The organism is Afipia massiliensis, assembly GCF_014203115.1.
Classification (GTDB): Bacteria; Pseudomonadota; Alphaproteobacteria; order Rhizobiales; family Xanthobacteraceae; genus Afipia; species Afipia massiliensis.
Genome location: NZ_JACHIJ010000005.1, coordinates 194,738 through 219,145, shown reverse-complemented (window position 1 = coordinate 219,145; position 24,408 = coordinate 194,738). Strand labels below are relative to the sequence as shown.

Below are 24,408 nucleotides of genomic sequence, written 5' to 3'. Positions count from 1 at the left end.
GCCGATTTCCGGCCCAATTTCATAAAGGGACGCTGCCATGCAACTGACCGGCATCCATCATCTGACGGCGATTTCGGCGCACGCCAAGGGCAATGTGGCGTTTTATACCGGCGTGCTGGGCATGCGGTTGGTCAAAAAGACCGTCAATCAGGACGATGTCAGCGCCTACCATCTATTTTATGCGGACGGGAAGGCCAACCCGGGCACCGACCTGACGTTTTTCGACTGGCCTGCGGCGCGGGAACATCGCGGCACCCGCAGCATCTCGCGCACCGGGTTGCGGGTCAACGGCGAAAAGGCGCTGGGCTTCTGGCAGGACCGGCTGATCAAGCTCGGCGCGCATGTCGGCAAGGTCACCGAGGTCGACGGCCGCCTGACGCTGCCGTTCGAGGACCCCGAAGGCCAGCGGCTGGTGCTGGTCGATGACGGCGGCCGCGGCGAAGCGCATCCGTGGGAGAAAAGTCCGGTCCCAGCGGAGCATCAGATCCGCGGTCTCGGCCCGATCGTGCTGAACGTGCCGGATCTCGCGCGCACCGCGCGGGTGCTGAGCGACGTCATGAACATGATACGCGTGCGCGATTACGCCTCGCCCGACGGCGAACATCGCATCGAGGTGTTTTCGATGGGCGAGGGCGGGCCTGCGGCCGAACTGCATGTGCTTGAGCAGAAGGATCTGCCGGCGTCGCGTCAGGGCGCGGGCGGGGTGCATCACGTCGCATTCCGCACGCCGGATGAAGAGCAGTATCACGCCTGGACGGCGCGGCTTTCCGAGTTCGGCGTTCATTCCAGCGGCGAGATCGACCGCTTCTATTTCCGCAGTCTCTATTTCCGCGAGCCCAACGGCATCCTGTTCGAGATCGCGACCGACGGGCCGGGCTTTGCCACCGATGAGCCGATGGAGACTCTCGGCGAGAAACTGGCGCTGCCGCCGTTCCTCGAGTCGCGCCGCAAGGAAATCGAGGCGGGGTTGAAGCCGATCACGTGATCGAGGATGAGGCCCTTTAGGCCGCGCGTGCCCCGCGCCGCTTGTTTGCTCCGCTAATCGCGGTCGTACCCTTGGCGGTGCGCGTTTTCAGCTTGTGCCCAATTGTGACGATTGCGTTGATCGCGGGCACAAGCTCGCGGCCCAGCGGCGTCAGCGCATACTCGACCGACGGCGGCGAGGTCGGCATCACCTTGCGCGTGACGACGCCCTTGGTTTCGAGCTCGCGCAGTCGCGCGGTCAACACCTTTGCCGACACCGGCGGAATATCGGTTCGCAATTCTCCGAACCGCCGCGGCCCGGCGCTCAAATACCAGATGATGTTCGGCGTCCACGCGCCGCCAATAAGCGCCATGCATTCCGTCAGCGGGCAGGACGGCAGGGGCGGCGGAGCCTTGCTCTTTCGGACTTTGAGCGACATGGCGACTTTCTCCGGTTACCAGCGGGATACCTGAGAATCTCGGTAACCACAAGTTACAGGGTTTCCTTTGGTAACTTCCTTGGCTACCTCTGGCGCGAAGTCCTGCGCGCTCGCGCAACGTTTCACGCATGTGGTTTGCAAGGGAGAAAAACATGGACTCGCGTTACGCTGCACTCAGTGCCGTGCTTTCGGACTATTTCGATGGGCTTTATCGAAGCGACGTATCGATGTTGTCGAACGTCTTTCATCCCGAGGCGCGCTATTCGTGTGCGACCGAAGGAGCATTGACTTGCCTCGGCATGGATCAATACCTTCCGATGGTGAAGCAGCGTCAGTCTCCGGCGAGCAGAAACGAGCCGCGATCGGACCGTGTCATTTCGATTGAGTTTGCCGGACCGGTGACCGCTTTCGTTCGTGCGGAGTGTGCCATCGGTCCAAAACACTTTACCGATTTTCTGTCTTTCGTGTTGCTCGATGGCCGCTGGCAGATCATTGCGAAAGTCTTCCATTTCGATCTCCGCAAATAGCATTGCGCAATAAATCAGGAAATCTCCGATGCCTTACGTTAATATCAAGATCACGCGCGAGGGGGTGACCCCGCAGCAGAAGGCCGCCCTGATAAAAGGCGTGACCGATCTCCTCGTGAGCGTTCTCGACAAGAGTCCGGCGACGACCTTCGTGGTGATCGACGAGGTCGCGATGGAAGATTGGGGAATCGGCGGAATGCCCGTTGAGGATTATCGGCGTCAGCAACGCGATTCCGTTTCCAGATAGGATTGCATATGGCTATCGAGACGGAACTGACAAAGAAACTCGGAATTTCCGCGCCGGTGCTGCTGGCGCCGATGGCGGGCGTGAGTGGTGGCAAACTCGCTGCTGCGGTGACCAACGCCGGAGGGCTTGGCTTCATTGGCGGCGGCTACTGCGATCCGGACTGGATCGCGAAAGAGATGAAGGAGGCTGGCAATACACAGGTGGGCGTCGGGTTCATCACCTGGGCGCTGGAGCGAAATCCGGACGTTCTGAACAGGGTGATCGATCAGCAGCCGAAGGCGATCTTTCTGTCATTCGGCGAGCTCGGAGGTTTCGCCGCGCCGGTGAAGCGCGCCAACCTGCCGCTGATCGCGCAGGTGCAGTCGGTCGAGCAGGCGCGCCGCGCCGCCGGCGAGGGCGCCGATGTGATCATTGCGCAGGGAACGGAAGCCGGCGGTCACGGCAGCATGCGCGCGACCATGCCATTGGTCCCGGCAGTGGTCGATGCGGTCGGTGATATTCCTGTCGTCGCGGCCGGCGGGATCGCCGACGGTCGGGGCCTTGCGGCAGCGTTGATGCTGGGCGCGGCGGGCGTGCTTTGCGGTACGGCCTTTGTGGTCGCCGATGAATCGCTGGCGCACCCCAACATCAAGAAGGACGCCGTTGCGGGCAACGGCGACGCCACCACGCGAGGTTCGTTGTTCGATATCGCGCGCGGGATCGATTGGCCCGAGCAATGGACGATCCGCACGCTGACCAACGATTTTACGCGGCAATGGGCCGACGATCTCGATGGGCTTGGCCGCAATCTGACGCAGGAGCAGGCCCGCTACGCCAAGGCGCGCGACGCCGGCGATACCAGTATCTCCGCAGTCATCGTCGGCGAGGGGATCGATCTGGTGCGGGCGCAACAGCCTGCCGACGCAATCATGAATGCGATGATTGCGCAGGCAGAAGACCTGTTGCGGCGCGGACCGGCTTTCTCGACGTCAGGCCGATAGCGCGGATCACGCCACCAGCACGGCATCCGCGCCGGTGATCGCACCGGCGCTGTCCACCACTGTGCGTTCCAGCGCACCGGACTGCACGGTGACATTCTCCGCGAAGAACCGGGCCAGCGTGACGTAACGCTGCGCATCGTTCTGCAGCGCTTCGTCGGTGCGTGCCGCCAGCGCCTCGCTCGCCAGCATGCAGCCGCCAAGCGTGGTGGAGAACATCCGCAGATAGGGTGTCGCGCCCGCCAGCGCTTCCGCAGGCGAGCTTGCGATCTTTTCCAGCAGCCATTTGCTGGTGCGCTCCACCGAAGCGACCGCATCGCGCAACTTTTCGCCGGTGGTCCCGAAGGCCGGATCGTTGGAGGCTTCGACCTTCTTGACGATCGCGGTCAGTTCGCCAAGCAGATCCCATACCGCTTCGCCGCCGGACATCGCGAGCTTGCGCATCACGAGGTCGTTGGCCTGCACGCCATTGGTGCCTTCATAGATGGTGAGGATGCGCGCATCGCGAACGTATTGTGCGGCGCCGGTTTCTTCCATGAAGCCCATGCCGCCGTGCACCTGCACGCCGATAGCGGCAACTTCATTGCCGATGTCGGAGGAGAACGCCTTCGCCATCGGCGTCAGCAGTGCGCCGCGGGCCGCGGCCTTCGCCTTCACCTTCGGATCGGTGGCGCGATGCGACACATCGATGGCCACTGCAGTCGCGTAGCAGATGGTGCGCGCTGCCGCTGTCATGCCGCGCATCAGCATCAGGTTACGCTTCACGTCCGGATACATGATGATCGGGTCGGAGCCGTCGCCCTTGCTGCCCAGCGCCTTGCCCTGCTTGCGCTCCTGCGCATAGGCCAGCGCGCGCTGATAGGCGCGGTCGGCGAGGCCGACGCCCTGCAGGCCGACGCCGAGGCGGGCCTGATTCATCATGGTGAACATCGCGGCCATGCCGCCATTTTCCTTGCCGACGAGCCAGGCGATGGTGCCGCCCTTGTCGCCCATGGTCATGGTGCAGGTCGGCGAAGCATGGATGCCGAGCTTGTGCTCGATGCCGCTGGCGTAAATGTCGTTGCGCGCGCCGAGCGAGCCGTCGGCATTGACGAGATACTTCGGCGCCAGGAACAGCGTGATGCCCTTCGAGCCGGGAGGCGAACCGGGCAGGCGCCCCAGAATGAAATGAACGATGTTGTCGCTCATGTCGTGGTCGCCGTAGGTGATGAAGATTTTCGTGCCGAACAGGCGATACGTGCCGTCGGGCTGTTTTTCCGCGCGGGTGCGAAGCGCGCCGACGTCGGTGCCGGCCTGCGGTTCGGTGAGTTGCATCGAGCCCGGCCATTCGCCGGAGATCAGTTTCGCGAGATAGATTTTCTTCAGCTCTTCCGAGCCGTGCGCATCGAGCGCATCGATTGCGCTCAGTGTCAGCAGCGGGCAAAGGCCGAAAGCGAGATTCGCCGCGCTCCAGATTTCGTTGACGGCGGAATGCACGGCGAGCGGCAGGCCCTGTCCGCCGAATTCCTCCGAGCCGGACACCGCGTTCCAGCCGCCATCGCACCAGCGCTTGTAGGCATCGGGCCAGCCGGTCGCGGTGACGACGCCCTTGTCGGTGAGCTTGATGCCTTCGCGATCACCGGTCTGATTCAGCGGATCGAGTACATCGGTGGCGAACTTGCCAGCTTCCTCGATCACTGCGGCCGAGAACTCCGGATCGTAGCCATTATAATGTCCTGCTTCCACGGCGGCCAAAAGGCCGGCACCGTGATTGAGGGAGAGGAGCATGTCGTTGATCGGCGCGCGGTAGGTCATGGCATGATCTCGCTGTTCGGGCAGGGCCTCGGGCGGCGCTCGTTCCGCGTCATGGCCATTGGCCGGGGCGGGATGAACGCCTGCAACTCGTTGTTAGGTGGTCAGTTTTCCTCGCGCCGGCGGGTCTTGTCCGTCCCGCCTGGCGCCCCCTGTCTTCCCATGAAAACGGCCGGCTCTCAACTGCGGCACAAGCCGATTTTCGCTAGCCCTTGGCGGCTTTCGCCTGGGGAAATGTCGCTCTCTGTCAGACTAGCGGCCGGAGGCTTTACTGTTCGGGCTCGGAGATCGCTACCAGCGGGGCGGCGGCCGGTTGTGGCGAAAAACGGCTGTGTTTGGCTGCATTTTGCCACTGAAAACCGGGTTTCCACTTTGACGGAAAATGCTCTAAGACCTGCGCTGCCACGGTGAATCGGTGCGGCGCATGACTTCCGTCAAGGACATCCGCTCGCCACCTCCGGACACGAACGGCGCGAAACGGCTCAGGCCGGCCTCGCCGTAAACCGTTCAGCGCTATTGGGGCGTCGCCAAGTGGTAAGGCAGGGGATTTTGATTCCCCCATGCGGAGGTTCGAATCCTCCCGCCCCAGCCAACCAGTCCGGCTTTCATAGAAAATTATTTTTTCAGTGCAGAAAGGCCCGCCAATGGCGGGCTTTTTACGCATGCCGAGTCTCCACAGAGACCGGATTCGAACCACTATCTTCCGAAATTGCGGTCCAGTCTCCACTCAACCATTGAAGAATTCCCGTTTTTGGGAGACTCGCCTAAGAGACCGGAGAATAAAACCACTGCTTGGTAGGGGGTGGCAGTGCAAGGATAAATTTAGACGGCTACAGCGCGTAAGCAGAGACCATTTTATACGATTCGTAGCGCCACTATTTCGGACATTTGGAATCGAAAAGATCACGCAGGATCCGCGTGGATTCGTCACTTGCCGCGGTGAAAAATATCAAGCCGAACCAAAGGTATATTTTAAATTCGCGTTCCGTATTCATTACGATGTTTTCGAAGTGCGCTTCTGGTTCGCTTCGATGTTAAGGATGCTCAGCCAGGCCGATCTTGGTTTGGCCTTCGCCGCCGATGCGCAAGCTGGCGGCACAGACCAAGATCACAGTCGTCCAACTTCTTTAAATCAACGCCGTCACCCCGCTGATCTCATTTTGAATGCGGTCGCGATAAGCGTTTCCAGGCGAAGTTCCCCTCAGCCAGCCGTGACTCAATTAGTTGTTTTTCTGACGGGGCAAGATTTGGCGAAGCAAGTGTTTATAATGGCCAATCACTTTTTGATGGCCTCGACTAAGGAAATCATCGACGCGACCAGCCATCGCTTTCCTCGATCAGATCGATGTTACCCATGCATTGTGGGCTCTTGGTCCAAGGTGGAAAGGAAACGTCTCTTCGGTTAGTTCGGTCAGAGCCGTCTCCTCTTCGCACAGCCGCTTTAAGATGAAGTTGCGTTCCAAATCGGTAAGCTCTGTCTTTAGCAAACGCCGATATCGCCTAATATTGCCGGCACGCGCGCGGATTCCGGCGAGCTTTTCGTCAATCGCCATAGTGGACACGATATCCTTCATAGGTTTTTCCTTGTAGAAAACGGAGCCTAGACGAGCGCAGGCTCCGCTTCGACCTAAATGCCAACAGCTGCCGCTGGCTCCTCAAGCATCGGCATACGAAGCGCGGCGCCTCCATGCAGGGGAGGAGGGCCGCTGTCATCACCATCATCAAGCTGACGCAAGGCGGCCAGGATGTCCTTCACAGGCACGGGATTGGCAGAACCTGGAAGTTCGCGAAGCCAAGGATTGTTTCTGACTGCGAACGCGTCTGATGCCCATGCAGCGAGCACGCATCGCTTTTCCATCAGCGAAAGGTTCCTGTTCATCAGCACCTCGGAGGGCTGGCTAAACGTTGCGGCCAAAAGCGAGCTAGCATGAATATCCATGTTCAAGTTGCGATCAACTGAACTCATGGTCGTCTCTCCTTTTTACTCCTTCCTGTTTCGTAATTGACGCACGGCTTCCGCCGACATCTAAGCCGACGGAAGCTATGCGGTCCGCCAGCGCGGCGGTCTTAGGCAGCCTTGCTATCGATACGTTGGACGTTGCTTTGTCCATCAATCGCGATTCGACGAGGCTTCATCGCTTCCGGGATTTCCCTGACCAATTCGATACGCAACAGGCCATTATCAAAGGTCGCGTTCCTTACCTGTACGTAATCGGCGAGGTTGAACTGCCGGCGGAAGTGCCGCTCGGAAATCCCCTGATAGAGATACTCGCGCTTCTCGTCAGTCTTGCGTCCTTCGACCGTCAGCACATTTTGCTCGGCCGTGACGTTGATCTCGTCCGGCCGAAATCCTGCCAGCGCGAGCGATACTTGGTATCGATCTTCTCCCAATTTTTCGATGTTGTAGTGCGGATAATGAGCCTCCGACTGCTGCTGCGCAGCATCCAAGAGGTCAAAGAGACGATCGAACCCGACCGAAGACCGCCAGAGCGGGGTGACGTCAAATGCAGTTCTCATAGCCAAATCCTCCATTGAGCAAGATGGTTACAAGCGGGCCGCCGAACACGATCGGAGCCCGTCTCCGCCGGAACCCAAAGGGCTTCCGGGCCGTATCGGCAGGATAAAAATTAGAAAAGCGGCTGCGGGTTTCAAGCTTCGGTCAAAAAAAATTGGAGTAAACGGGCTGGTTAACGGGAGAAGGTCTGCTCGCATCCACCACCGGCGATCTAGACAGTAACGCCGTCGCGCAGACAGGCGGCGGCACATGCCGCTAAAGCGGGGTGCATAGTTTCGGTTCAGCATCCGCTGGGTGCAAAAGTCTCTGGGCCCAAAACTCGCAAAAAAATGCAAAATTCTCTTGATAAATCAAAGGGGGGTTTGCCATTGGGAATGTGGCAGTTCGAATCCTCCCAGGACAGCCAGCCAGTCTCGTTTTCGGAGAATTTCCTTTTTTGCGTGAGAAAGGCCTGCCAATAGCGGGCTTTTCGTGCATGCTGAGTCTCTACAGAGACGGAAGTCGAACCATCACCTTCCGAAATTGGCCCTTAGTCTCCACCTAACCATTGAAGAATTCCCGTTTTCTGGAGACTCGCCTCAGAGACCGGAGAATAAAACCACTGCGCGGTAGGGATGGCAGTGGATGGAGGCAGAAATGGCTTAGTCATACGGCGTGATTCAGCGCCCTTCGGAGGACGATCTCACTGCAAGTTGCTTTCCGCTCCGTCCTTGCGCCGTGAAGACTGCTCACTTCGCGCGAATTTGAGTGTGGTTGTCGCTATTGCGGCGATCGTTTGCTCTGTTACTTTTCCGCGATAATCTGAACATTTCTTAGGCGGTGTTTTGAACGCCAGTCCGCCACCCCGGTCGTGCATAGGACATGGATTTTTCTTTGCTGTCTGGCACCAGATTTCGGGGGAAACCGATCATTCTCTCAGCACTGAGTACAATGACAGTCTTCGGTAGCCGATAGAGCAATGTATGTTGGACGGAGATCTCATCGATTTGATCTACGAAGCGGCTGTCATTCCACAGGGCTGGCTACGCGTCCTCGAAATACTGACAAAAAAAAGGCGACGCAGCTTTCGCGAGTTTATTGGTCGAAAAGAACGGCGATCTCAGTTGGGTGGGTACTTCAGCAGCGAATGAGCTAATTGGCGCCTATGTGAAGTTAGGGCAACCCAACCTCAACACCCGAATTGAGAGGCGAGCGCGGCTTGCCAACCCCGGCTTTTGCACCGACTCGGACATGTTCACTAGCGAGGAAATGGATCACGACCCATTCTATCGCGATTTTATGCGCCCCCGAGGTTATGGATGGGTTTCTGGTACTTGCGTTCGTCCGCCGAGCGGTGAAACTCTTATCGTGGCTATCGAGCGGAATTACACTCGTGGTCCATTTGAAATGGACATGATCCACCGTCTCGATGTCTTTGGGCCGCATCTGTCCCGCGCAGCGCTTCTGTCGGCCCGACTCGGCCTTGAACGCGCACGGGCGATGGCCGATGCATTGGCCGTCATTGGCTTGCCTGCCGCCGTTCTGAGAGGAAGAGGTCGACTCTACGCCGCAAATTTGTTGCTGGAGCGCATGATTCCGGACATCTTTCAAGACAGTCACGCTCGTCTGAAGCTGTCTAATTCAGCGGCCGATGCGCTCTATGCGACAGCAGTTGAGAATTTAACTGCTGTTGATTTGAATGAGAATATTACACGTTCGATTCCCATTCCTGCAAATAATGGCACTCCTGCGATGATCGTGCATCTTCTTCCTGTGCGGCGCGCGGCTCAGGACGTGTTCTCACGTGGGTCCGGCCTTCTTGTCGTGACACCTGTCGATCGTGGCGTCGTACCAAATGCCGAGGTGTTGTCAGGATTATTTGACCTCACTCCTGCAGAGGCCCGTATTGCTCGAGGCATTGCAAGTGGCGAGACTATCAATACGATAGCTCAAACGCGAATGATATCGCGCGAAACCGTGCGTAATCAACTCAAGGGCATTCTAGCGAAGACTGGTCTCTCGCGGCAAAGTGACTTGGCGGCCTTGCTCAACGGGATTGCAGTGCCACGCTCGCTGCAATCTTGAGCCGCAAAGTTAGTTCCGTGATTTCTTTGTAGTCCGAGATCGCATCGCTCTCTCACTTAGCATTTAAAGACGTCAGAAACTTCGAGGCATGACCCGTCTGGGTCATGCGCTTGGTCGATTTCTCGCTAAGAGTCGGGAATGATGACCTGCGCAGCGTTTATATCGGTCTGATCCTAACCGCCGTAACGCACTGACAACGGAGATGAAAAATGACAAGGTCGATATCGATCTGTACTGTAATGCTTCTTATCGGCATCACGGCCGCAATGGCGGATCAGCCTAAGTTTTCGCCGTGGCAAGAATCTCCAGACCCGCCTCGTCCGTACTTCGGTCTTACGTTAACGAAGATGGCGCAAACCTGTGGACCAACAGGCTGTTGCAGCCAACGGCCTCAGTGCCAATGCGAGTGGGAAGGTGGCAGGGCGTCGCCTTGTGCAACTAGATAATTGCTTTGCCAAGTCATCAAGCTCGCTTTGATACTCCAATTTCTAACTTGCTAGAGACGCCGGCGACATTCCATCCCTTGAGGTTCGTCCGCTGAGAAAGGTCTTATGATGAAGATGTTATGCCACATCGTATTCGCTATGGCTTTTGGTCTTTTGGTTGCGGTGCCTCAGGCTGCATATGCACAAAGGCCACATGAACGTGCAGGTGCTGGGCCGGGACCAAGCGCCTGCAATCAATGCTCAGTTCAATACTCTGCCGCACAGCGCGACTGCTCTTCGCGCAGTACGGCTGATTCACGCGCGGCATGTATTCGTGAGGCCTCTGATGTTTCGCGAAATTGTTATAGAAACTGCAGCAATTGATATTGCGACGAATACAACTGTGATTGCCATTTGCGCTTAGTCATCTCAACAGAAGCGCTATGACGTACACAATTTTGTTCCTCGCATAAACTACGAATCGCCACATGTTGCCTTAGGTGTACGATATGCAATTCCGTAAACTTGTGTCGTGCGCGCTAATTCTTGATAGCTCGGTGATTAAGCAGGCATTTTTCTATTCAGCGATTCTATTTAGCTTCGGTTTTGTTGCGCCACCATCGAAAGCACAAACCGCCTCAGAAGCGGCGGCTTTTCTGACTGATTTTGTTAAATGCAATCCGCCGATCGATGTATTCGACAAACGGCCCCCAAACCCACAGCTTTCTGGTCTTTTGGCAAAAACAAATGCGTTTGTGGGAAATTCGGAAACATGGAGCGTCGTCGAGAAGGTGACTGTCAAATTTCGCAATGTATTCAACGATGTTAAATTTGATAACAGCTACGAGTACAAATCAGAGAGCGCATTTAAAGATCTCGACCCTAATATTGGTATATCGAAAGACTCTGTCAGAGGCTGGACAGAACTGCGACTGCAATGTCGGGTGGGCGCGTGTTTCAAAAGCCAGAAAGACTACAAGGACAAAGATCTAGGACAGAGGAAAAAGAATACAACGCATGAAATCTATGATTTTTGCGACGAGCAAACAGCGCGCCGAATCGCTAATGCAATCTCGTTTCTGATAAAGGAGAATGGCGGAACTTCAGCGCCGTTTTAGTGCATGTTTGATACTCTTGTAAGGTCACAGACACCGGCTTGTTCTGGAATGACCCAAATGGGCTAAAGGCGGGCACAGATAGAAAGCAGTTCTGGTGTCACGTATCTGAGCAGGATTGATCCGGCATCTATTTACCGGAAAGCAGGCGTGAAAGCATTGCCACCAGATCGGATTGCCGATGTGTTCCGGTTTTTGCAAAAATGGATTTTAGCTGGTTTCGAACCGTTTCCCGTGAAAGCTTGAGCCTCTCGGCTTCCGAATTCAGGTCACCACCGGAAACCAAGCCATCGGCCAATCGGGCTTCCGCTGGCGTCAGGCCAAACACAGCCTGCAAGGTCTCCGCGGCGGGGCGGGGCCGAGAATCGGGGTCGGCCAGAACCAGAATGGCGTTGAATCTTGAGAATGGAGTGTCCGTAAGGTCGGCCGTTCGCACTCCGTAAATAACGATGGGGCTGCGACCCACGCGAGGAAAAATAATGGGTCGAACCGACGTCGCCCTTCGTGTCCAAATTAACTGCTTTATTGCATCATCCAGCCGACGATTGGCTTCACGATCCCACGACACCAATTTTCGGTTTACGATCTGAAGGTCGGAAACAGTTAGTTTCTCGGCCGCGACGTTCAGCCGAACAACGTCTCCCTTGCGATCCAGCAACAGAGCTGCGGTACTCGCTATATCGAATGATGATAACGCAGCTTCTCCACGTGCGAATGCCAAGGCTTCAGCCGTTGCTGCAACACTGTCCAAGACAGAAGAGAGACGTTGCAGGCTGCGAAGTTCAGTACTTGAAAACAGGCCTTGCTCAAAAGAGCGTTGTATCGAAATACAGTATACGTTCTTGCCGCTACCGATCTTTATACCGGCGAACCCTTGCAAGCGGAGGGGAGCCAGGAATTCCTGATAATAAGGGTGCTTTTTCATCTCCTGCTCGGACATGAAATCGAAATCGGTATAGATGCCGTTGTGTATCAGCTTGTCGGCACCCCGGTATCGTTCATCTCTGTGAATCCAGCCGGCATCGATGTAAGCCTCGAATGAACGTTCGAGCGATCGGCTGGCCGGAACAAAGGGCAGTGGTCCAACGACTGGAAACATCGCAGCGCCGAAGGATCCGGTGGAAGTCGCTACAGTTTCCATAGCTTCGACCCAGCGCGATGAGTCCAGTGCCGCTGAAGCGAGGGCCGCAGACATCTTTTCCAGATCGAACGCCGGGCGCATCTCAAAACTCCCGCCAGATCAATTAAGTGGCAAGAATCTGAGCCTCCATCAAGCGAAATCGTTGCTCTTTTGCCTCTGAGAGAACGTCAAATGCATCGCTACCCGGGCCCCGAACTCTGCATCCGAAGTGACATGGGCCATATAGATTATTGCCCCGACTTAGCGACTTCGATGAGCCGTTACCCGGGTCAACAATCGAGCTTGCCGAAGATGCAACCAGTCTCGCCTGCAAAGTGGAAATCAAGCAACTATCCAACCTGTGGCAAGCTAACTCAGCACCACGGAAGACAAATCCGCTTTCCTCCCACCCTTCCGAACGTGACTGGTTTCGGCGCGAGTTGGCTGGCATTGTTGAAGATTGAATTGTGGCCGCCCCAGAACTGCGACGGGTTGCGAACGAAGGAATTTGAGCCGCCGAATACCTGACCCGGATTCCTGACGAAGGAGTTATCGCCACCCCAAATCTGGTTGGGGTTGTTAATGGTGGAGTTGGGGCCACCCGCGACCTGACGAAGATTCCTTGCGACCCAGCCGTTTCGGCCTACGAGTTCGTTATTGTCGCCGAAGCATCCCTTACCGCCGATGCCGTCCGACATACACTTCGTCAACTCCCGGATGACGAACCGCGTCGCCATGCAGCCGGCTGCGGCGTAGGGCTGACCGCCCGTTGAAACGACGCATTGGATAGCGATCTGCTGGTCCTGGTTTAGTTGCATGTTGAAAAGGTTGGCGCCGGCGCAAGTCGCAGCGGTGGCATAGTCGCCTCCGGATTCCACCGCGCACCGGATCGCAATCTGCTGTTCCTTGCTGGCTTTCGATCCGAGAAGGCGACCCGCCGCGCAGCCGGCAAAATTGCCCGCGTCTCCGCTGGAGGTCGCTGCGCATTGAAGGACGGCCCGCTGGTCCTGTGACAGGCTTGGCCCAATTAGGGAGGATCCAGCGCAGTTGAGGAAATTCGAACTATTGCCGCCGGACGTGGCGGCGCACTGGACGACCGCGCGCTGTCCATGCGTCAGATTCTTAGTGACCCATGGTGTGGCACACCCGAGGAAGCTTGCCGTGTCGCCTTTAGCGTTTGCAACGCACTGCACGGCCACCTGCTGCTCGGGGGTCAGATTGCTACTTGCCCAAGAGGTTCCGGCGCAGGTCAGAAAGTCCGCTGTGTTGCCTTTCGTGTCTGCCACGCACTGCACGATCGCCCGCTGATCCTCGGACAGGCTTCGGCGCGCCCAGGCCCCGCCGGCACATCGCAAAAACTGCGAGGCATTGCCGCCCGAGTTGGTGGCGCATTGGATCGCCGCCTGCTGATCCTGCGAAAGCTTGCCGCTCCAGGAACTTGCTGCGCACCTTGAGAATGCCGATGTGTCTCCGCCAGACTGCTGGGCGCACGCGGCGACGATACGCTGGTCGTCCGTCAGCTTGATGCCGAAGTTCGGGGCTGCGCACTCGGCAAACTTCGCCGTGGAGTTAGTATTTGTCAGCGCGCAGTCGAGGATCGCCTGCTTGTCGGGCGGCAGGATGACGTTCTGCCCGGCACAACTGGCAAACGCCATTATGTCTACCCCTGCTCTTGCGGCGCACTGGCGCGCGAGATCCTGGGCGTTGAGTCCGGTTGGCACTCCGAAGCTGCTGGCTGGAGGAATTGCTCCTGTCGACTGATCCAACATGTATTGCTGTACGAGGCTGCACGGTGCGGGGCCTTGGGGGCCATTGCAGATGGGACCATACGGGCCGGACGTGTTGAGGACCTGGAACTGGAGAGGCGCAAACGGCGGAGGTTCATCGGCGGCCATGCGCTGTCCGACCGTATAGATATGGATTGACGCGCACGGCGCAGGCCCGAACGGTCCCACGCAGATAGGTCCGACGCCGGGCTGGTTGCTGATCACGTGCGACGTCTGGCCGGATTGCTGTTGCATTAAGATGAAGCGACGAACTGCTTCGCACGGTCCGGGACCGAGCGGGCCGACGCAAATGGGGCCGATACCCTGTTGGAAGCCGATCGGCTGGAGTTGAATTTGCGCCAACTGCTGCTGCGTCTGCATCCACCGCTGAATGACTGCACAGGGGGCGGGACCGCGCGGCCCGTTGCAGATCGGTCCGACGTAGGGAAGATAGGAAGGCTGTGCTGAAGAAGACCGCCCGCCGGCAAACAGAAGCAATGCGATCACGATGGCAAAGACGAAGACCTTTTTCACAGTCGTCCTTCCCGCGAACTTCGTATCAACGTCGCCAGTTTGACAAAGGGGAAGGCGGATCACATGACCCAAACGGGTTAGGCTAGAACATCATCCGGAAGATGACCTAGTGTCCCGAACCAGAAGTTCGCGACATTATTGCCTCCGAGAAGGTCTATACGCGCGGCCAACTTAGCTCGAGTCCTGGCAATCAGGGCGATCGCCCGCCGATTGCTTTTTCAACTGCTTCGAGGAACGCGCCTTTAAGCGGAATGTGATAAGAGGCCCACTTTCCCTCGGCAAAAGCACGACTGGTTGGTACGCCCGTCCTTTCAGCTCGGTTGATCTGAGCAGCCGTTTCCTTGTTGCCGGCAGTAATGGCCATGAGAACGTCATGACGTTTTCGCTCTCTGAGCATGGATCCACCGGACGAGCCTTGAGATGAATCACAGTTTGAAGCGAACATGACTTGAAGTCCGTCTTCAAAGTACGGATATCTTCCCTGACATTCTTCGATCGATTTTGGCGGGGCTCTGCTATCTCTTCCAGCTACCCGATAGAAATCTGTGGAGGTTGCCGCGATCGAAATCACGGGGTCGTCTGGCCATATTTTTTCGTCCGAGTACGGAAGAGCGTATGGCTTGACGCCGATCGGAGTTTGAAGCTTCAGGACGGCCCAATCGTCCTTTCGTCGTCCCCCGGGGCATTTATATCCAATGTCCGCAAGTGAAGCGATCAGCGACGTCAGTTCCTTGCCTCCAACTTTAACCGTGAACGAGCATTTCTTGGGCTCGTTCCGCTTGGCGCATTCTTTCGACTTAAACATATGTGCAACGGTCGTTATTGTGTCATTAGCTCCGGTGATCTGCGCGCTGGTTGAATCATTGTCGCATTTCAGAACCCCCGTCGCGGCGAGCCGGTTCTGCACTTCTTCTACCGGCACGCCTTTCTTCTGCGCGTACTCTTCCTCGGTCATTCGACCGTCGTCGTCGATGACAGCGATCTTGTGGATCGGATGATGCGAAGTGTAGATATCTTCGGAACGGGCGTTTGAATCGAGAGCGTTGGTGCTACAGATTACCGCCACCACCCAAAGTGCGATGTATCGGCGACAAGACATTGTGACTTCCAAGGTTCTCGTATTGCTATGACACGGAGGGCCTATAGCGGCGGCCGTCCGCCGATTGCTGTTTCCAGCAATTGAAGAAATTCTCCACTAAGAGGCACCTGATACGTTGCCCACTTCCCTTCGACGTAAGGTCCATGATTTGGAGTTCCTCGCTTCGCTGCTTGAGCGATTTGAGTATCCGTTTCATTGTTGTTTGCCGTTATTCCCATCAGGACGTCGTATCGCTTTCGCGCCCTCAGGATGGAGCCGCCCGATGATCCAGGGGACGAATCACAATTGGACAAGAAGAGAACTTCGAAGCCATCTTCATAATAGGGCTGCCGCCCTTGGCATTCCTCGATGGACTTCGTAAAAACTTTCTTTCCCGTTCTTGGATCAGCGCGATCAAAATCACGTCCGGATGCCGCAACGGAAATCACATCATCCCGGTCTTTCACGTCCTCGTCGGGATAAGGCAACGTGTATGGCGTTATGCCCCTCATTGGGCTTTTCAGTTTGAGAACAGCCCAGTCGTTTTGTCGCTTTGGCCGGATCGGGCATTTGAATCCCATGCCGACCAGTTCAGAGATTTCGGAGGTTTGCTCTCTATCTCTGAACTTTGCGGTAAAGGAGCAATTGCGAGGTGTATTTTTCGCGTTGCATCCCATTCCCACAAAAATGTGCGCGACAGTGGTGATTGTATTATCTGAGCCCGTTAGTTGTCCGCTTGCCGAATGTTTGGCGCACTTCAGGACACCCGTTGCAGCGAATCGATTCTGCACTTCCGTCAACGGAATACCCTTCTTCCGCGCGTACTCTTCCTCGGTCATTCGTCCGTCTTCATCTATGACGGCAGTTTTTTGAAACTGGCTTTGAGTCTTGGCGTCGTCCTCGGGACGTAAGGCGGAGAATGCATGCGCCTCAGAGCCCGCAGACGCGAGCAACGATAGGGCGGCGAGCAAATGACTACTTCGCGCCGCCACTGATGGCTCTTTCAATTGCCTTCAGGAATTCGCCATCCACTGGCACATGATAGGAGGCGTATTCACCCGCTGAATATTTCTCTCGTCTCACAATACCATTGTCGCGTGCGTTTTCCCTCTCCTTCAGTGTTTCATTGTTTCCCTTGTTGATCCCCAAGAGAACCGTCCCTCGTTCTGACGCTCGCAAGATCGAGCCTCCCGAAGCACCGCCGGAGAAGTCACACGTCGTATCGAAAGTGCTGAATTTTCCCAGCGGATAATAAACCGTTCCAACTTGGCAGTCCTCAATCGACTTTGGAAAAGACTTGCTGCCGGTCGTTGGGTGGCGCCTGTGAAAGTCGATGCTCATACCGGCGACACTTACTATTTTGTCCCCAGTTTTGATATAGAAGTCGCTCAGCGAGGGAAGAAGGTACGGTTCGACCCGTTCGATCGGCCTTTGAAGTTTTAAGACCGCCCAATCATTACCCGTTTTTTGCTTGCCAGGGCATTTGAACCCATTTCCCACAACCTTCGAAATCCTTCGGGTCTGAGTGTCATTTCCCTTCTTGGTCGTGAAGGTGCAGGATTCGGGAGGCGTGCCCGGATCACAATCTCTGGCCCCGGTGAACATATGAGCTGAGGTTGTGATTGTGTCATTGTTGCCAGTTAATTGTGCCGAACCCCGATATTTGCCACACGTGATGATTCCCGTTGCTGCAAATCGGGTCTGGACGTCCGGCACTGACAGCCCGCGTTTGATCGCATACTCGTTCTCGGTGTATCGACCTTCCTCGTCGTATTCATCGACGATCGCGACACTTTCGAAAATATGGGTTGAACGTCTTTCGGAGATATCGCGCCCTAACGGACCGGCGAGAGGAACGTCCATTGAACCGGGATGCATCAGGAGCGCCAGGGCGGAAAGAGAGATGAGTGGAAATCTCATCATGGAAAGTCACCTCCAGACGCACCATCCCTGAGACGGATTCAACCTGCCGATGGCTCAGCGGATACAGGTCGCATATCTGTGCAGGCCAAGCGCGATAGATTGCCAGAGGTCATTACTCTTGGAATGACCCAAACGGGCTATTGACGCTCCTGACATTGCGGAAAAGGCTTTGCTTAAATTGGAGGAGTGATGAACACGCTAATCGTTATCCTGGCAATTGCCGTCTTGCTGGGAAATAGTGCGCTGGCTTTTGACAAATCGTCGGTTCAGCAAATCGCGGTCATCGGTGAAGCGGGTCGCTATACTTTTCAGCAATACGCTGCGCGCAAGGGCTTAAGTGCGTCGGTGATTGCGAATCGTTATGCGTCGACCGGGATCATTGTTTGCGGAAACATGCAGGCATCGGCGCAACTAACCGGAGCGAGCAATATTATCACGACCTCGGCTCATGTTTTTGAAGATGAGAAAACGTGTACGGTCGTGGCGACGCCTTCAGAATGCGTTTTCAAAATTTCTGTAGGCACGAAGTTATTGAACTACAAGGTCGCCGCTCGCGCGGCTACCGGTTTTACGTGCCCGAACAATGCCGAAATTAAAGCCGGTGATGACTGGGCAATTGTTCGCCTCGAAAAAAGCGTCCAAGGTGTTACTCCTTATAAACTGCCTTCCGAAGGGAGCGTCCTTGAGCCGGACGAGAAAGTGGTCGCGGTTGCAGGGGCGTCCTACGATTTTTTCGTTACGGATCGCAGCCGCAACAAAATATTTCCGCGCACGATCGAAGATTGCAGGGTGAGCGACATTCGTTGGGTGAGCGGAAATGGCGCCTTCGTAAAGACCGATTGCGATGGATCGCTGTATAGTTCTGGCGGATCGCTCCTTCGCCCACTCCATGACGGTGATGTACTTATTGGCATCTTTAAGGGAACCCCCGAGTCTCGTGAGATGGCGGACGAGGCTTTGAAAGAGAACCGCTTCAATCAGAGGATTTACAATGTGCGCGATTGGTACTCAATCTATGTGTCCGTCGCCGGAAGGTTTCTGAAGTCGTTAGAATCTGCCGTCCGTTACTAGGTTCGTCGGCCCAGTGTTTCGCGCAGGTCTTGTCCATGCAAGGCTACAACTTGGCAGAGATTAGTCCAGAGGTAGAGCCGGCCGGTGGCGCTAGAGAGTGCGTTGTCCCGCACGGATTTGAAGGGCTCGTTGTTATCAACGGTCACACGATGCGGCAGGTGGCGCGGAGTACAATCAGCTGTCGCGGCGCCATGTCGTGTAGCAAGCAACCGCCGAGCTGATCTCAGAACGTCATTGTATCAAGTTGCCCCGTGCAAAGATGCTGCTTTAAATTCACGCGAATGAGTGTGTTGCCAGGTCACTATTCATCAGAAAGCAAGAGAACGCAGATATCGTCGTTGGGCGATAGAATAGTTGTACGCGTTTTTGCCCGAGTGATGCTGACCCGAAAGTTCTGTCTCGCTTGGCTCGATCGATTTACCTGTGAGTTTGATTGAACTATACGATCAGGATTAGCGACAATCTCTCGTTTTGCTCTGCGCGGCCAACCTTCGAAGATGATTACTTCGTCGAACTGTTTACCTTTCGCCTTGTGCATGTTCATAACAACGACACCGCGCTCCGGCTTATGGCCCGTCGCAAAATGCTCTTGCACAAACGACTGACGGGTAACTGCCAAGGCGTTCTGATAGGCGGCATTTTCGCGCCAGTCCTGCGCCAGTGCCTGGCGTAATTGGGTTCCTCGCTCCAGGAGTCTGACATTTCGTACTTCGACGGCGATCTCCTTCAAGCGCGAACAACCTCCTTGCTCCAGAATCGATCGAATGGCTATCCAGTCCACATCTGGATCGCCAATCAACACCGCAGCGCATGCTTGAGAATAGACCGCTTGAACGGCAATAAGGACGCTCCTGCCGGGAATGGGCTTCCCTGCGGTCAGACATAGCGTCCACTTCTGAAATGCGATCCGAAGTCTATTGGCCTCATCCATATTGCTTTTAGAGGGTGCGTTGCCGCCTTTTCCATGAAAGAAACTGCACAGTAGATCGACGAATTCGCCAAAATGACGCTCGCCACGGCGAGGCTGTAACAAGAACGCGACGACCTCGGCGGCTAGGATAGGGCCTTCCATGTCGACCGCGGCGGAGTGCGATATGGCGGGCAGCGTGCCATGCGGCTCTCGAAGCGCGTCTGACACGAGTCGAGTCATTTTCTTCGTCGGCACGAGGATCGCTAGGGACCAATTCTTCTTGCCAGTTTTGATTAGGCGCGCACGCGCCTGCAAGATTTGTGTGGTGAGTGTACTAAACGCTTGGTTGGGGTTCGACTCAAAGCCCTGAAAATCAATGCCTAGGTATGTGTCCTGCCGAAATTTCCCCGTCAGGATGTCGTTACCAAAGGCCGCGATGTCGGTCCCCTTGCTCCGATGATTGTCGGTGCTGAGATCGTGCGTCGTCGGTGCGAAGGCTATCTTGAAATGATCGAGACGTGCGGGGTCGGCACCGATGAAATCGAAGATCCGCTGTTCCGGGTCCGCAAGCGCGATCAGGGTGCTATTCTGCCCCAAAGCCTTCACGACACGCCACTGGTCCGCGCTCGTGTCCTGAAATTCATCTAGGATGATGAACGGGTACTTGGTTGAAACAAGTTTACGTATCTTTGCGGATCTGTGGAGAAGAGTGCCGACCTGGGCTGCGAAGAGGTCGAAGCAAATCTTTCCCTCGTCCCGGGCTAGGCGAAGTCTCTCGTCGTCCTCCCGCTGACGTTTCACCGCTTTCTCTATGTCTGTAAGCTTTGCATTCGCCTTGAACCCGCTGCGGACGGCGGAAAGCGCGATTGCTTCGTTTGGCGGAGTGAGAATGGTCATCTTTCGTGGAAAGCCGACGAGGTATCCGTGGGCCTTCAGGATTCGCCAAAAGAATGAATGATAAGTATCGACTTCGATCCGTCGCTTCTCCTCGGACGCGATCTGACGCTCCTCGTCAATGGCTTCCAGGACGCGAGAGACGGTAGCTCGCGCGAAACTCAGGAAGAGAATTGTTTGACCTAGCCGCAGATGTTCGCGGGCGATCTTGGCAGCCTTCAAGATCGAAACCGTTGTCTTGCCCGAACCGGGACCGCCCGTGACCAGCAAGTGGCCATTCGTATCGAGGATCTGTTGCTGTACTTTGGTAAGGTCAACCAATGTTGCTGCCCCTATCCGAGCAACGCGGCGACATCGTCAGGAAGTTTCTTCGCAGTCGTTGGCAGATCCTCTGCGGCGACAGGCGGTGGATCGCATAGCGCCTTAAGCTTCGCGCAAGACTCGCGGAGCCATTGCGGGATTTCGGCCTCGCTGCACTGCGCGAGGAAATCAGCGACACCCCAATTTCCCTTCGACCACGCGAAATATTCGCCGATTGCTGCGATGGCCTTGGTCTTCGGATTCGGATATTTTACCAATAGATGGGGAGGCCAACTGAGCACATCCGCAAAGCGCTCCAGTGCGGCTTGAGTGGTGTTTTTTAGCACCAATCCCTCAAAGCCTTTTTCATCATGCATGAAGAGGTGTTCGACTTGCGCCTCAATCGCGGCTTTGCTTGTGATTGATTGCTTGTCGCATGCGCCAAAGGTTCGCTTTCCCAAGCTGCGATACAGTCCCGCTAAATCAGCAATCTGGGTTTCCGTCCCCGCATCGATCGTGCAAATACCTAAGGCTTCCAGCGAGTCGTACTTGTCGGGATTGAGTTCGGCTAAGCGTCTTGCCACTACCGGAAAGGAAGCGGCCTCTGTCGCGCCTTCCGCGATCAGCACCCTGCGCGAAAGCAGGCCTTCGCAGAAACGGGTTCGGAACTCTTGCCGATAGCGTTTATGCTTCACGCTATCTGGGAGCACGATTGAAGCTTGGGTCAGTTGGCCTGTCGATGACCTGGAGAGAATGACCGTCTCTGCAAGGCTAAACTCTTCCAGCACATAAGGTGAGTGTGACGTGAAGATCGACTGTGAGGACAGCTTGCGAAGCTCATGAACGATGCGCTTCTGCGCGTAAGGCGGAATCGCCGTTTCTGCCTCCTCCATAGCAAAGATCACATTCTGCTTGTCTTCGGCGATCTGCGAAAGCATAGCCAAAACGAGCATGTTGATCGTGCCCGTTCCCTGGCGAAAAAAGGGCGCAGCGTGATCTCCGTCGCCAGTCGCGATGAAGGCGGTAATGACCTTGCGCAAATTTTCGCGGGTCAGAGTCGAAACCTTTAAGTGCGGTTTCACACCCCACTCGCGAGGCACATATTTCTTAAGGGACCTGTTGATGGTTTCCAGCACTCCCGAAATGCCAAGTTCCGGGTCGTTGGCGACATTAAAAGACGAGAGACCTGAGATAGTGTCTTCCCACATCTGGGGTCTGATCTCTTTCAGCCTCAGAATTATGTCTAGAAGGCTTCCGTGCTCTAGGCTGAGCGCTCTGGATCCCGTCCGCAAGGACCGCAGATAGAGAAAGCCGCATTTCTGCTTGTCTTTCTTTGTGAAGGGCTGCGGCGTATCACTCTCCGTAAGGCTTCTAGAGAAGTAGGTATTCCCGCCAAAATCGTCCTCGTCTTGATCGTATTGGCCGATGAAGGTGACGCGCAGCGCCGCGACGATTGCTGCAGCATCAACACCAGCCGGATCCGGTACGTCATAAAGCAGGCCGCTTGTGATGTTCAGCCATTCGATATAATCCCCAAATCGCGCCTGCTGCTCTTCCGATAAATCGGAGATGGTCACCTCAATTACAATCCTGGGTGCGGACTCTACCTCGTCAGGGCTTCCAACGTCGGCCTGCGCGAGGCTGTCCACTATACTTGAGGCGCCTGGCTCAGATTTCGCCGCTGGCTTGGCGAGGTACTTGCCGAGAAAGAAGTCATGTTCATCGACTGGCGGGCGGCGATTGAGGCGATCAGGTCCCAAGACCAAGTCGATTGCTTCAAGAACGCTCGACTTTCCCGTGTTGTTGTCTCCGATAAGCACCGCATGATCAGGAAGTGTGAGAGTGGCGAGTAGTATTCCTCTGAAATTCTGGATCGATATCTTGCTTATTCTCACGTCGCCCCCCGGCCGTTTATTTGACTGATCATGGCATCAACTGTCTGTTGAAATAACTAGGACACAGCGACGTGTTCTTCACAAGTACGAGCAGGCCACGTTCGTTTGGCGGTCTGCTTGCTCGATAGCCGTTTTTCCGCACGTGCCCCGCAATTTGGGCTGTCGGGTGTAGGTTCAAAGGCACGGCGGCGGGGCTGTGGGCGCCTCATGCTAACCAGCTACCAGTCGCGGAATTCCACAACGCTGGGTATGCGACGACAACTTCGCTCAGGTAAATTCCACAACATTCGGTATCCGAACGTCTCTTGCTGACCGAAAGAAAACCTTAAGAAATCATCTACACCGAACTTCATTCGTGTCGCAAAAGCGCGCTATCGTTCCCTCAACGCCGCTCAAGATAAAATCTATGAGGTTTTGCGGCTTTTTGACCTCTCGCTGCGCTCGATTTTGAATGTTGCTACTCTCTAGTCTCCTAAATTAAGCATTGGCTTTATGGAATTTCGTTCGATCAAGCGCGAAAAGCGTTTGTAATTTTGGTGGTCTCGCTGCCAACGGCCGGCAACAACTGAAATATGCACGCGTGCCCGAGACGAAAGCGTATGTAGTTCATCAAGACTTGTGTTTTCATTCCAGTCAGTTTCTGAATGAATTTGCGGAGGAATAAGAGTGTCTCTCGCAAGGGCGTCAGCTTCCCTTTCGAATTCGTCCTCACCACGTATGTCCATGTCATCGATGAACGCTTCGTGCGTCTGAATCATTTCGTTGAAATGAAGCGCTATGTGCGCGCATTCGTGCAAGAGCGTGTACCAGAAGTTATCGATGCGGTCGTGACGCAAGGTAAGGCCGATTACAGGAGCGCCTTTTTGATTGACCATGGCGGCGCCATCCAAAAATGTGCCGGGAAGAGCAGGTAAAATCACAACAGAAATTCCGAATGTGATGAGCCTGTCGATCGCCTGTCTCGGGCCGTCTGCTCTCACACTTAGCTTGGCAAGCTGTCTCAAGCTGTCTTTCGTAAATGCGGAGGGCTTGAATAGGCTCCTGAGAGGTGATTGTTCTGAGCGCTGAAGTATTGCTGCCTGCCATAAAAGAAGAGCGTTTTGATCGGTCTTGGACACGGCGCGCTGAGTACGCGTCTTCCTCAAGAGGGTAAGTGAAGGATTGCTCATAGACGCTGAAATGAAGGCGCCAACGTCATTTGCTTTGATGTTGAAGCCGAGCTCATTCAACTTATCGACAGCTGGAGTAGATACATTTCCAGAATCGTGAGTTGGGCTACGTCCGCTTATGAGAGACTCGTATGGTATGTTCAAGCCTTCATGGAGGGACCTAATCATATCAATTGAGAGTTGCCTCTTTCCGGAAAAAACTTCGGAGATGCGTGCGCGCGTTCCTATGAACGGCTCCAGCTCACGCGCAGAAAGTCCTTTCTCGTCCATGCGGAATTTTATCGCCGCGACAGGCGTCGGCGCATCAATCGGCGTGTGCTTCTGTTCGTACTGTTCAATCAACGTAGTCAGAACTTCGATTTCATCATCGTGCTGATCCGTATTCGGCGCCGTCATTAGCAAAGCCAATCGGGCTTTCGATGTCCTCAGGTCGGCGGGCGTGCGAATGGGCTTGATGGTCATTATTTTATAGTCCGGTAAGGCGTTGGGGCAGCTAGCGCGGTGAGGAGGACAGTGCGCCTCCTAAAGTCGATGAGAGTGTCGATTCGCAGGGCGGTAGGCTGAAGGTAAAAAACTACTGCGGGTAGAGCCGAAATATCGACGAGGCCGAAATCGGCCTTTAGCGCGCTGGCGCAGTCCCAGTCGCGGTGCCTCATTTCCGATACCCAGGCCCGCACCAGCAGG

Annotated in this window: 20 protein-coding genes and 1 tRNA gene; 8 read left to right on the top strand and 13 right to left on the bottom strand. The window is 55.6% G+C overall.

The features are described 5' to 3' along the window. Positions 1 to 37 precede the first annotated feature (37 nt). The gene (locus HNQ36_RS17955; RefSeq protein WP_184087211.1) at positions 38 to 985 is read left to right on the top strand and encodes a ring-cleaving dioxygenase; all 948 of its coding nucleotides are present in this window, start codon (positions 38 to 40) and stop codon (positions 983 to 985) included. A gap of 16 nt (positions 986 to 1,001) precedes the next feature. Here the strand turns inward: HNQ36_RS17955 and HNQ36_RS17950 are convergent, their stop codons facing one another. Continuing rightward, complete coding sequence (locus HNQ36_RS17950) at positions 1,002 to 1,403, bottom strand: winged helix-turn-helix transcriptional regulator (protein ID WP_184087209.1); 402 nt, start codon at positions 1,401 to 1,403, stop codon at positions 1,002 to 1,004. A 152-nt stretch (positions 1,404 to 1,555) separates the two neighbouring features. On the opposite strand from HNQ36_RS17950, the gene HNQ36_RS17945 reads away from it, so the two are divergent. From HNQ36_RS17945 to HNQ36_RS17935, 3 genes are read left to right on the top strand one after another with little or no spacing between them, the layout of a single operon-like run. Beyond that, positions 1,556 to 1,930: a nuclear transport factor 2 family protein gene (locus HNQ36_RS17945; RefSeq protein ID WP_184087207.1), complete on the top strand. Its 375-nt coding sequence runs from the start codon at positions 1,556 to 1,558 to the stop codon at positions 1,928 to 1,930. Positions 1,931 to 1,958: 28 nt separating this feature from the next. Further along, entirely contained in the window at positions 1,959 to 2,177 is a 219-nt protein-coding gene (locus HNQ36_RS17940; RefSeq protein WP_184087205.1) for a tautomerase family protein, read from the top strand. Between the two features lie 8 nt (positions 2,178 to 2,185). Beyond that, positions 2,186 to 3,157 carry an NAD(P)H-dependent flavin oxidoreductase gene (locus tag HNQ36_RS17935; protein WP_184087203.1) on the top strand — a complete coding sequence of 324 codons (972 nt, stop codon included), beginning with the start codon at positions 2,186 to 2,188 and terminating at the stop codon, positions 3,155 to 3,157. A 6-nt stretch (positions 3,158 to 3,163) separates the two neighbouring features. On the opposite strand, the gene HNQ36_RS17930 is transcribed toward HNQ36_RS17935, so the two are convergent. After that, a complete protein-coding gene (locus tag HNQ36_RS17930; RefSeq protein WP_184087201.1) occupies positions 3,164 to 4,948 on the bottom strand; it encodes an acyl-CoA dehydrogenase family protein in 1,785 nt (594 codons plus the stop codon). Between the two features lie 514 nt (positions 4,949 to 5,462). Between HNQ36_RS17930 and HNQ36_RS17925 the strand changes: the two genes are divergently transcribed. After that, a tRNA-Gln gene (locus tag HNQ36_RS17925) sits at positions 5,463 to 5,537 on the top strand. A 745-nt stretch (positions 5,538 to 6,282) separates the two neighbouring features. Here the strand turns inward: HNQ36_RS17925 and HNQ36_RS17920 are convergent. The 3 genes from HNQ36_RS17920 to HNQ36_RS17910 form a co-directional block, all read right to left on the bottom strand. After that, the gene (locus tag HNQ36_RS17920; protein WP_246395429.1) at positions 6,283 to 6,519 is read right to left on the bottom strand and encodes a hypothetical protein; all 237 of its coding nucleotides are present in this window, start codon (positions 6,517 to 6,519) and stop codon (positions 6,283 to 6,285) included. A gap of 53 nt (positions 6,520 to 6,572) precedes the next feature. Then, positions 6,573 to 6,911, bottom strand: coding sequence for a hypothetical protein (locus HNQ36_RS17915; protein ID WP_184087199.1), 339 nt, complete (start codon positions 6,909 to 6,911; stop codon positions 6,573 to 6,575). Between the two features lie 101 nt (positions 6,912 to 7,012). Then, positions 7,013 to 7,462: an Hsp20 family protein gene (locus HNQ36_RS17910; protein ID WP_184087774.1), complete on the bottom strand. Its 450-nt coding sequence runs from the start codon at positions 7,460 to 7,462 to the stop codon at positions 7,013 to 7,015. Between the two features lie 1,075 nt (positions 7,463 to 8,537). On the opposite strand from HNQ36_RS17910, the gene HNQ36_RS17905 reads away from it, so the two are divergent. Together HNQ36_RS17905 and HNQ36_RS17900 are read left to right on the top strand one after the other, a co-directional pair. Then, the gene (locus HNQ36_RS17905) at positions 8,538 to 9,524 is read left to right on the top strand and encodes a helix-turn-helix transcriptional regulator (RefSeq protein ID WP_156449426.1); all 987 of its coding nucleotides are present in this window, start codon (positions 8,538 to 8,540) and stop codon (positions 9,522 to 9,524) included. Positions 9,525 to 10,458: 934 nt separating this feature from the next. Then, positions 10,459 to 11,067 carry a hypothetical protein gene (locus tag HNQ36_RS17900; RefSeq protein WP_062316951.1) on the top strand — a complete coding sequence of 203 codons (609 nt, stop codon included), beginning with the start codon at positions 10,459 to 10,461 and terminating at the stop codon, positions 11,065 to 11,067. A gap of 127 nt (positions 11,068 to 11,194) precedes the next feature. Here the strand turns inward: HNQ36_RS17900 and HNQ36_RS17895 are convergent, their stop codons facing one another. From HNQ36_RS17895 to HNQ36_RS17875, 5 genes are all read right to left on the bottom strand, one after another. Further along, positions 11,195 to 12,286 carry a helix-turn-helix transcriptional regulator gene (locus HNQ36_RS17895; protein ID WP_062316949.1) on the bottom strand — a complete coding sequence of 364 codons (1,092 nt, stop codon included), beginning with the start codon at positions 12,284 to 12,286 and terminating at the stop codon, positions 11,195 to 11,197. A 272-nt stretch (positions 12,287 to 12,558) separates the two neighbouring features. After that, positions 12,559 to 14,484, bottom strand: coding sequence for a hypothetical protein (locus tag HNQ36_RS17890; RefSeq protein ID WP_184087197.1), 1,926 nt, complete (start codon positions 14,482 to 14,484; stop codon positions 12,559 to 12,561). A gap of 190 nt (positions 14,485 to 14,674) precedes the next feature. Further along, positions 14,675 to 15,583 (bottom strand): hypothetical protein, encoded by a 909-nt coding sequence (locus HNQ36_RS17885; RefSeq protein ID WP_156449424.1) that lies wholly within the window; start codon positions 15,581 to 15,583, stop codon positions 14,675 to 14,677. Between the two features lie 41 nt (positions 15,584 to 15,624). After that, positions 15,625 to 16,401: a trypsin-like serine protease gene (locus HNQ36_RS17880; RefSeq protein ID WP_184087195.1), complete on the bottom strand. Its 777-nt coding sequence runs from the start codon at positions 16,399 to 16,401 to the stop codon at positions 15,625 to 15,627. A 136-nt stretch (positions 16,402 to 16,537) separates the two neighbouring features. Continuing rightward, positions 16,538 to 17,485 carry a trypsin-like serine peptidase gene (locus HNQ36_RS17875; RefSeq protein ID WP_062316941.1) on the bottom strand — a complete coding sequence of 316 codons (948 nt, stop codon included), beginning with the start codon at positions 17,483 to 17,485 and terminating at the stop codon, positions 16,538 to 16,540. A 189-nt stretch (positions 17,486 to 17,674) separates the two neighbouring features. On the opposite strand from HNQ36_RS17875, the gene HNQ36_RS17870 reads away from it, so the two are divergent. Further along, a complete protein-coding gene (locus HNQ36_RS17870) occupies positions 17,675 to 18,556 on the top strand; it encodes a hypothetical protein (RefSeq protein ID WP_062316939.1) in 882 nt (293 codons plus the stop codon). A gap of 301 nt (positions 18,557 to 18,857) precedes the next feature. Here the strand turns inward: HNQ36_RS17870 and HNQ36_RS17865 are convergent, their stop codons facing one another. The 3 genes from HNQ36_RS17865 to HNQ36_RS17855 all read right to left on the bottom strand — a co-directional run bounded on the left by HNQ36_RS17865 (position 18,858) and on the right by HNQ36_RS17855 (position 24,186). Further along, entirely contained in the window at positions 18,858 to 20,681 is a 1,824-nt protein-coding gene (locus tag HNQ36_RS17865) for a UvrD-helicase domain-containing protein (RefSeq protein WP_062316936.1), read from the bottom strand. An 11-nt stretch (positions 20,682 to 20,692) separates the two neighbouring features. Beyond that, positions 20,693 to 22,555 carry an ATP-dependent nuclease gene (locus tag HNQ36_RS17860; protein ID WP_062316934.1) on the bottom strand — a complete coding sequence of 621 codons (1,863 nt, stop codon included), beginning with the start codon at positions 22,553 to 22,555 and terminating at the stop codon, positions 20,693 to 20,695. Between the two features lie 464 nt (positions 22,556 to 23,019). Continuing rightward, the gene (locus HNQ36_RS17855) at positions 23,020 to 24,186 is read right to left on the bottom strand and encodes an ImmA/IrrE family metallo-endopeptidase (RefSeq protein WP_062316932.1); all 1,167 of its coding nucleotides are present in this window, start codon (positions 24,184 to 24,186) and stop codon (positions 23,020 to 23,022) included. Positions 24,187 to 24,408: the final 222 nt, after the last annotated feature.

Bases quoted from the DNA above. Each gene is read 5' to 3' on its own strand.
- HNQ36_RS17950 (WP_184087209.1), bottom strand. From the start codon at position 1,403: ATGTCGCTCAAAGTCCGAAAGAGCAAGGCTCCGCCGCCCCTGCCGTCC.
- HNQ36_RS17855 (WP_062316932.1), bottom strand. From the start codon at position 24,186: ATGACCATCAAGCCCATTCGCACGCCCGCCGACCTGAGGACATCGAAA.
- HNQ36_RS17915 (WP_184087199.1), bottom strand. From the start codon at position 6,911: ATGAGTTCAGTTGATCGCAACTTGAACATGGATATTCATGCTAGCTCG.
- HNQ36_RS17930 (WP_184087201.1), bottom strand. From the start codon at position 4,948: ATGACCTACCGCGCGCCGATCAACGACATGCTCCTCTCCCTCAATCAC.
- HNQ36_RS17885 (WP_156449424.1), bottom strand. From the start codon at position 15,583: ATGTCTTGTCGCCGATACATCGCACTTTGGGTGGTGGCGGTAATCTGT.
- HNQ36_RS17895 (WP_062316949.1), bottom strand. From the start codon at position 12,286: ATGCGCCCGGCGTTCGATCTGGAAAAGATGTCTGCGGCCCTCGCTTCA.
- HNQ36_RS17940 (WP_184087205.1), top strand. From the start codon at position 1,959: ATGCCTTACGTTAATATCAAGATCACGCGCGAGGGGGTGACCCCGCAG.
- HNQ36_RS17900 (WP_062316951.1), top strand. From the start codon at position 10,459: ATGCAATTCCGTAAACTTGTGTCGTGCGCGCTAATTCTTGATAGCTCG.
- HNQ36_RS17935 (WP_184087203.1), top strand. From the start codon at position 2,186: ATGGCTATCGAGACGGAACTGACAAAGAAACTCGGAATTTCCGCGCCG.
- HNQ36_RS17870 (WP_062316939.1), top strand. From the start codon at position 17,675: ATGAACACGCTAATCGTTATCCTGGCAATTGCCGTCTTGCTGGGAAAT.
- HNQ36_RS17945 (WP_184087207.1), top strand. From the start codon at position 1,556: ATGGACTCGCGTTACGCTGCACTCAGTGCCGTGCTTTCGGACTATTTC.
- HNQ36_RS17910 (WP_184087774.1), bottom strand. From the start codon at position 7,462: ATGAGAACTGCATTTGACGTCACCCCGCTCTGGCGGTCTTCGGTCGGG.
- HNQ36_RS17920 (WP_246395429.1), bottom strand. From the start codon at position 6,519: ATGAAGGATATCGTGTCCACTATGGCGATTGACGAAAAGCTCGCCGGA.
- HNQ36_RS17880 (WP_184087195.1), bottom strand. From the start codon at position 16,401: ATGACCGAGGAAGAGTACGCGCGGAAGAAGGGTATTCCGTTGACGGAA.
- HNQ36_RS17875 (WP_062316941.1), bottom strand. From the start codon at position 17,485: ATGATGAGATTTCCACTCATCTCTCTTTCCGCCCTGGCGCTCCTGATG.
- HNQ36_RS17955 (WP_184087211.1), top strand. From the start codon at position 38: ATGCAACTGACCGGCATCCATCATCTGACGGCGATTTCGGCGCACGCC.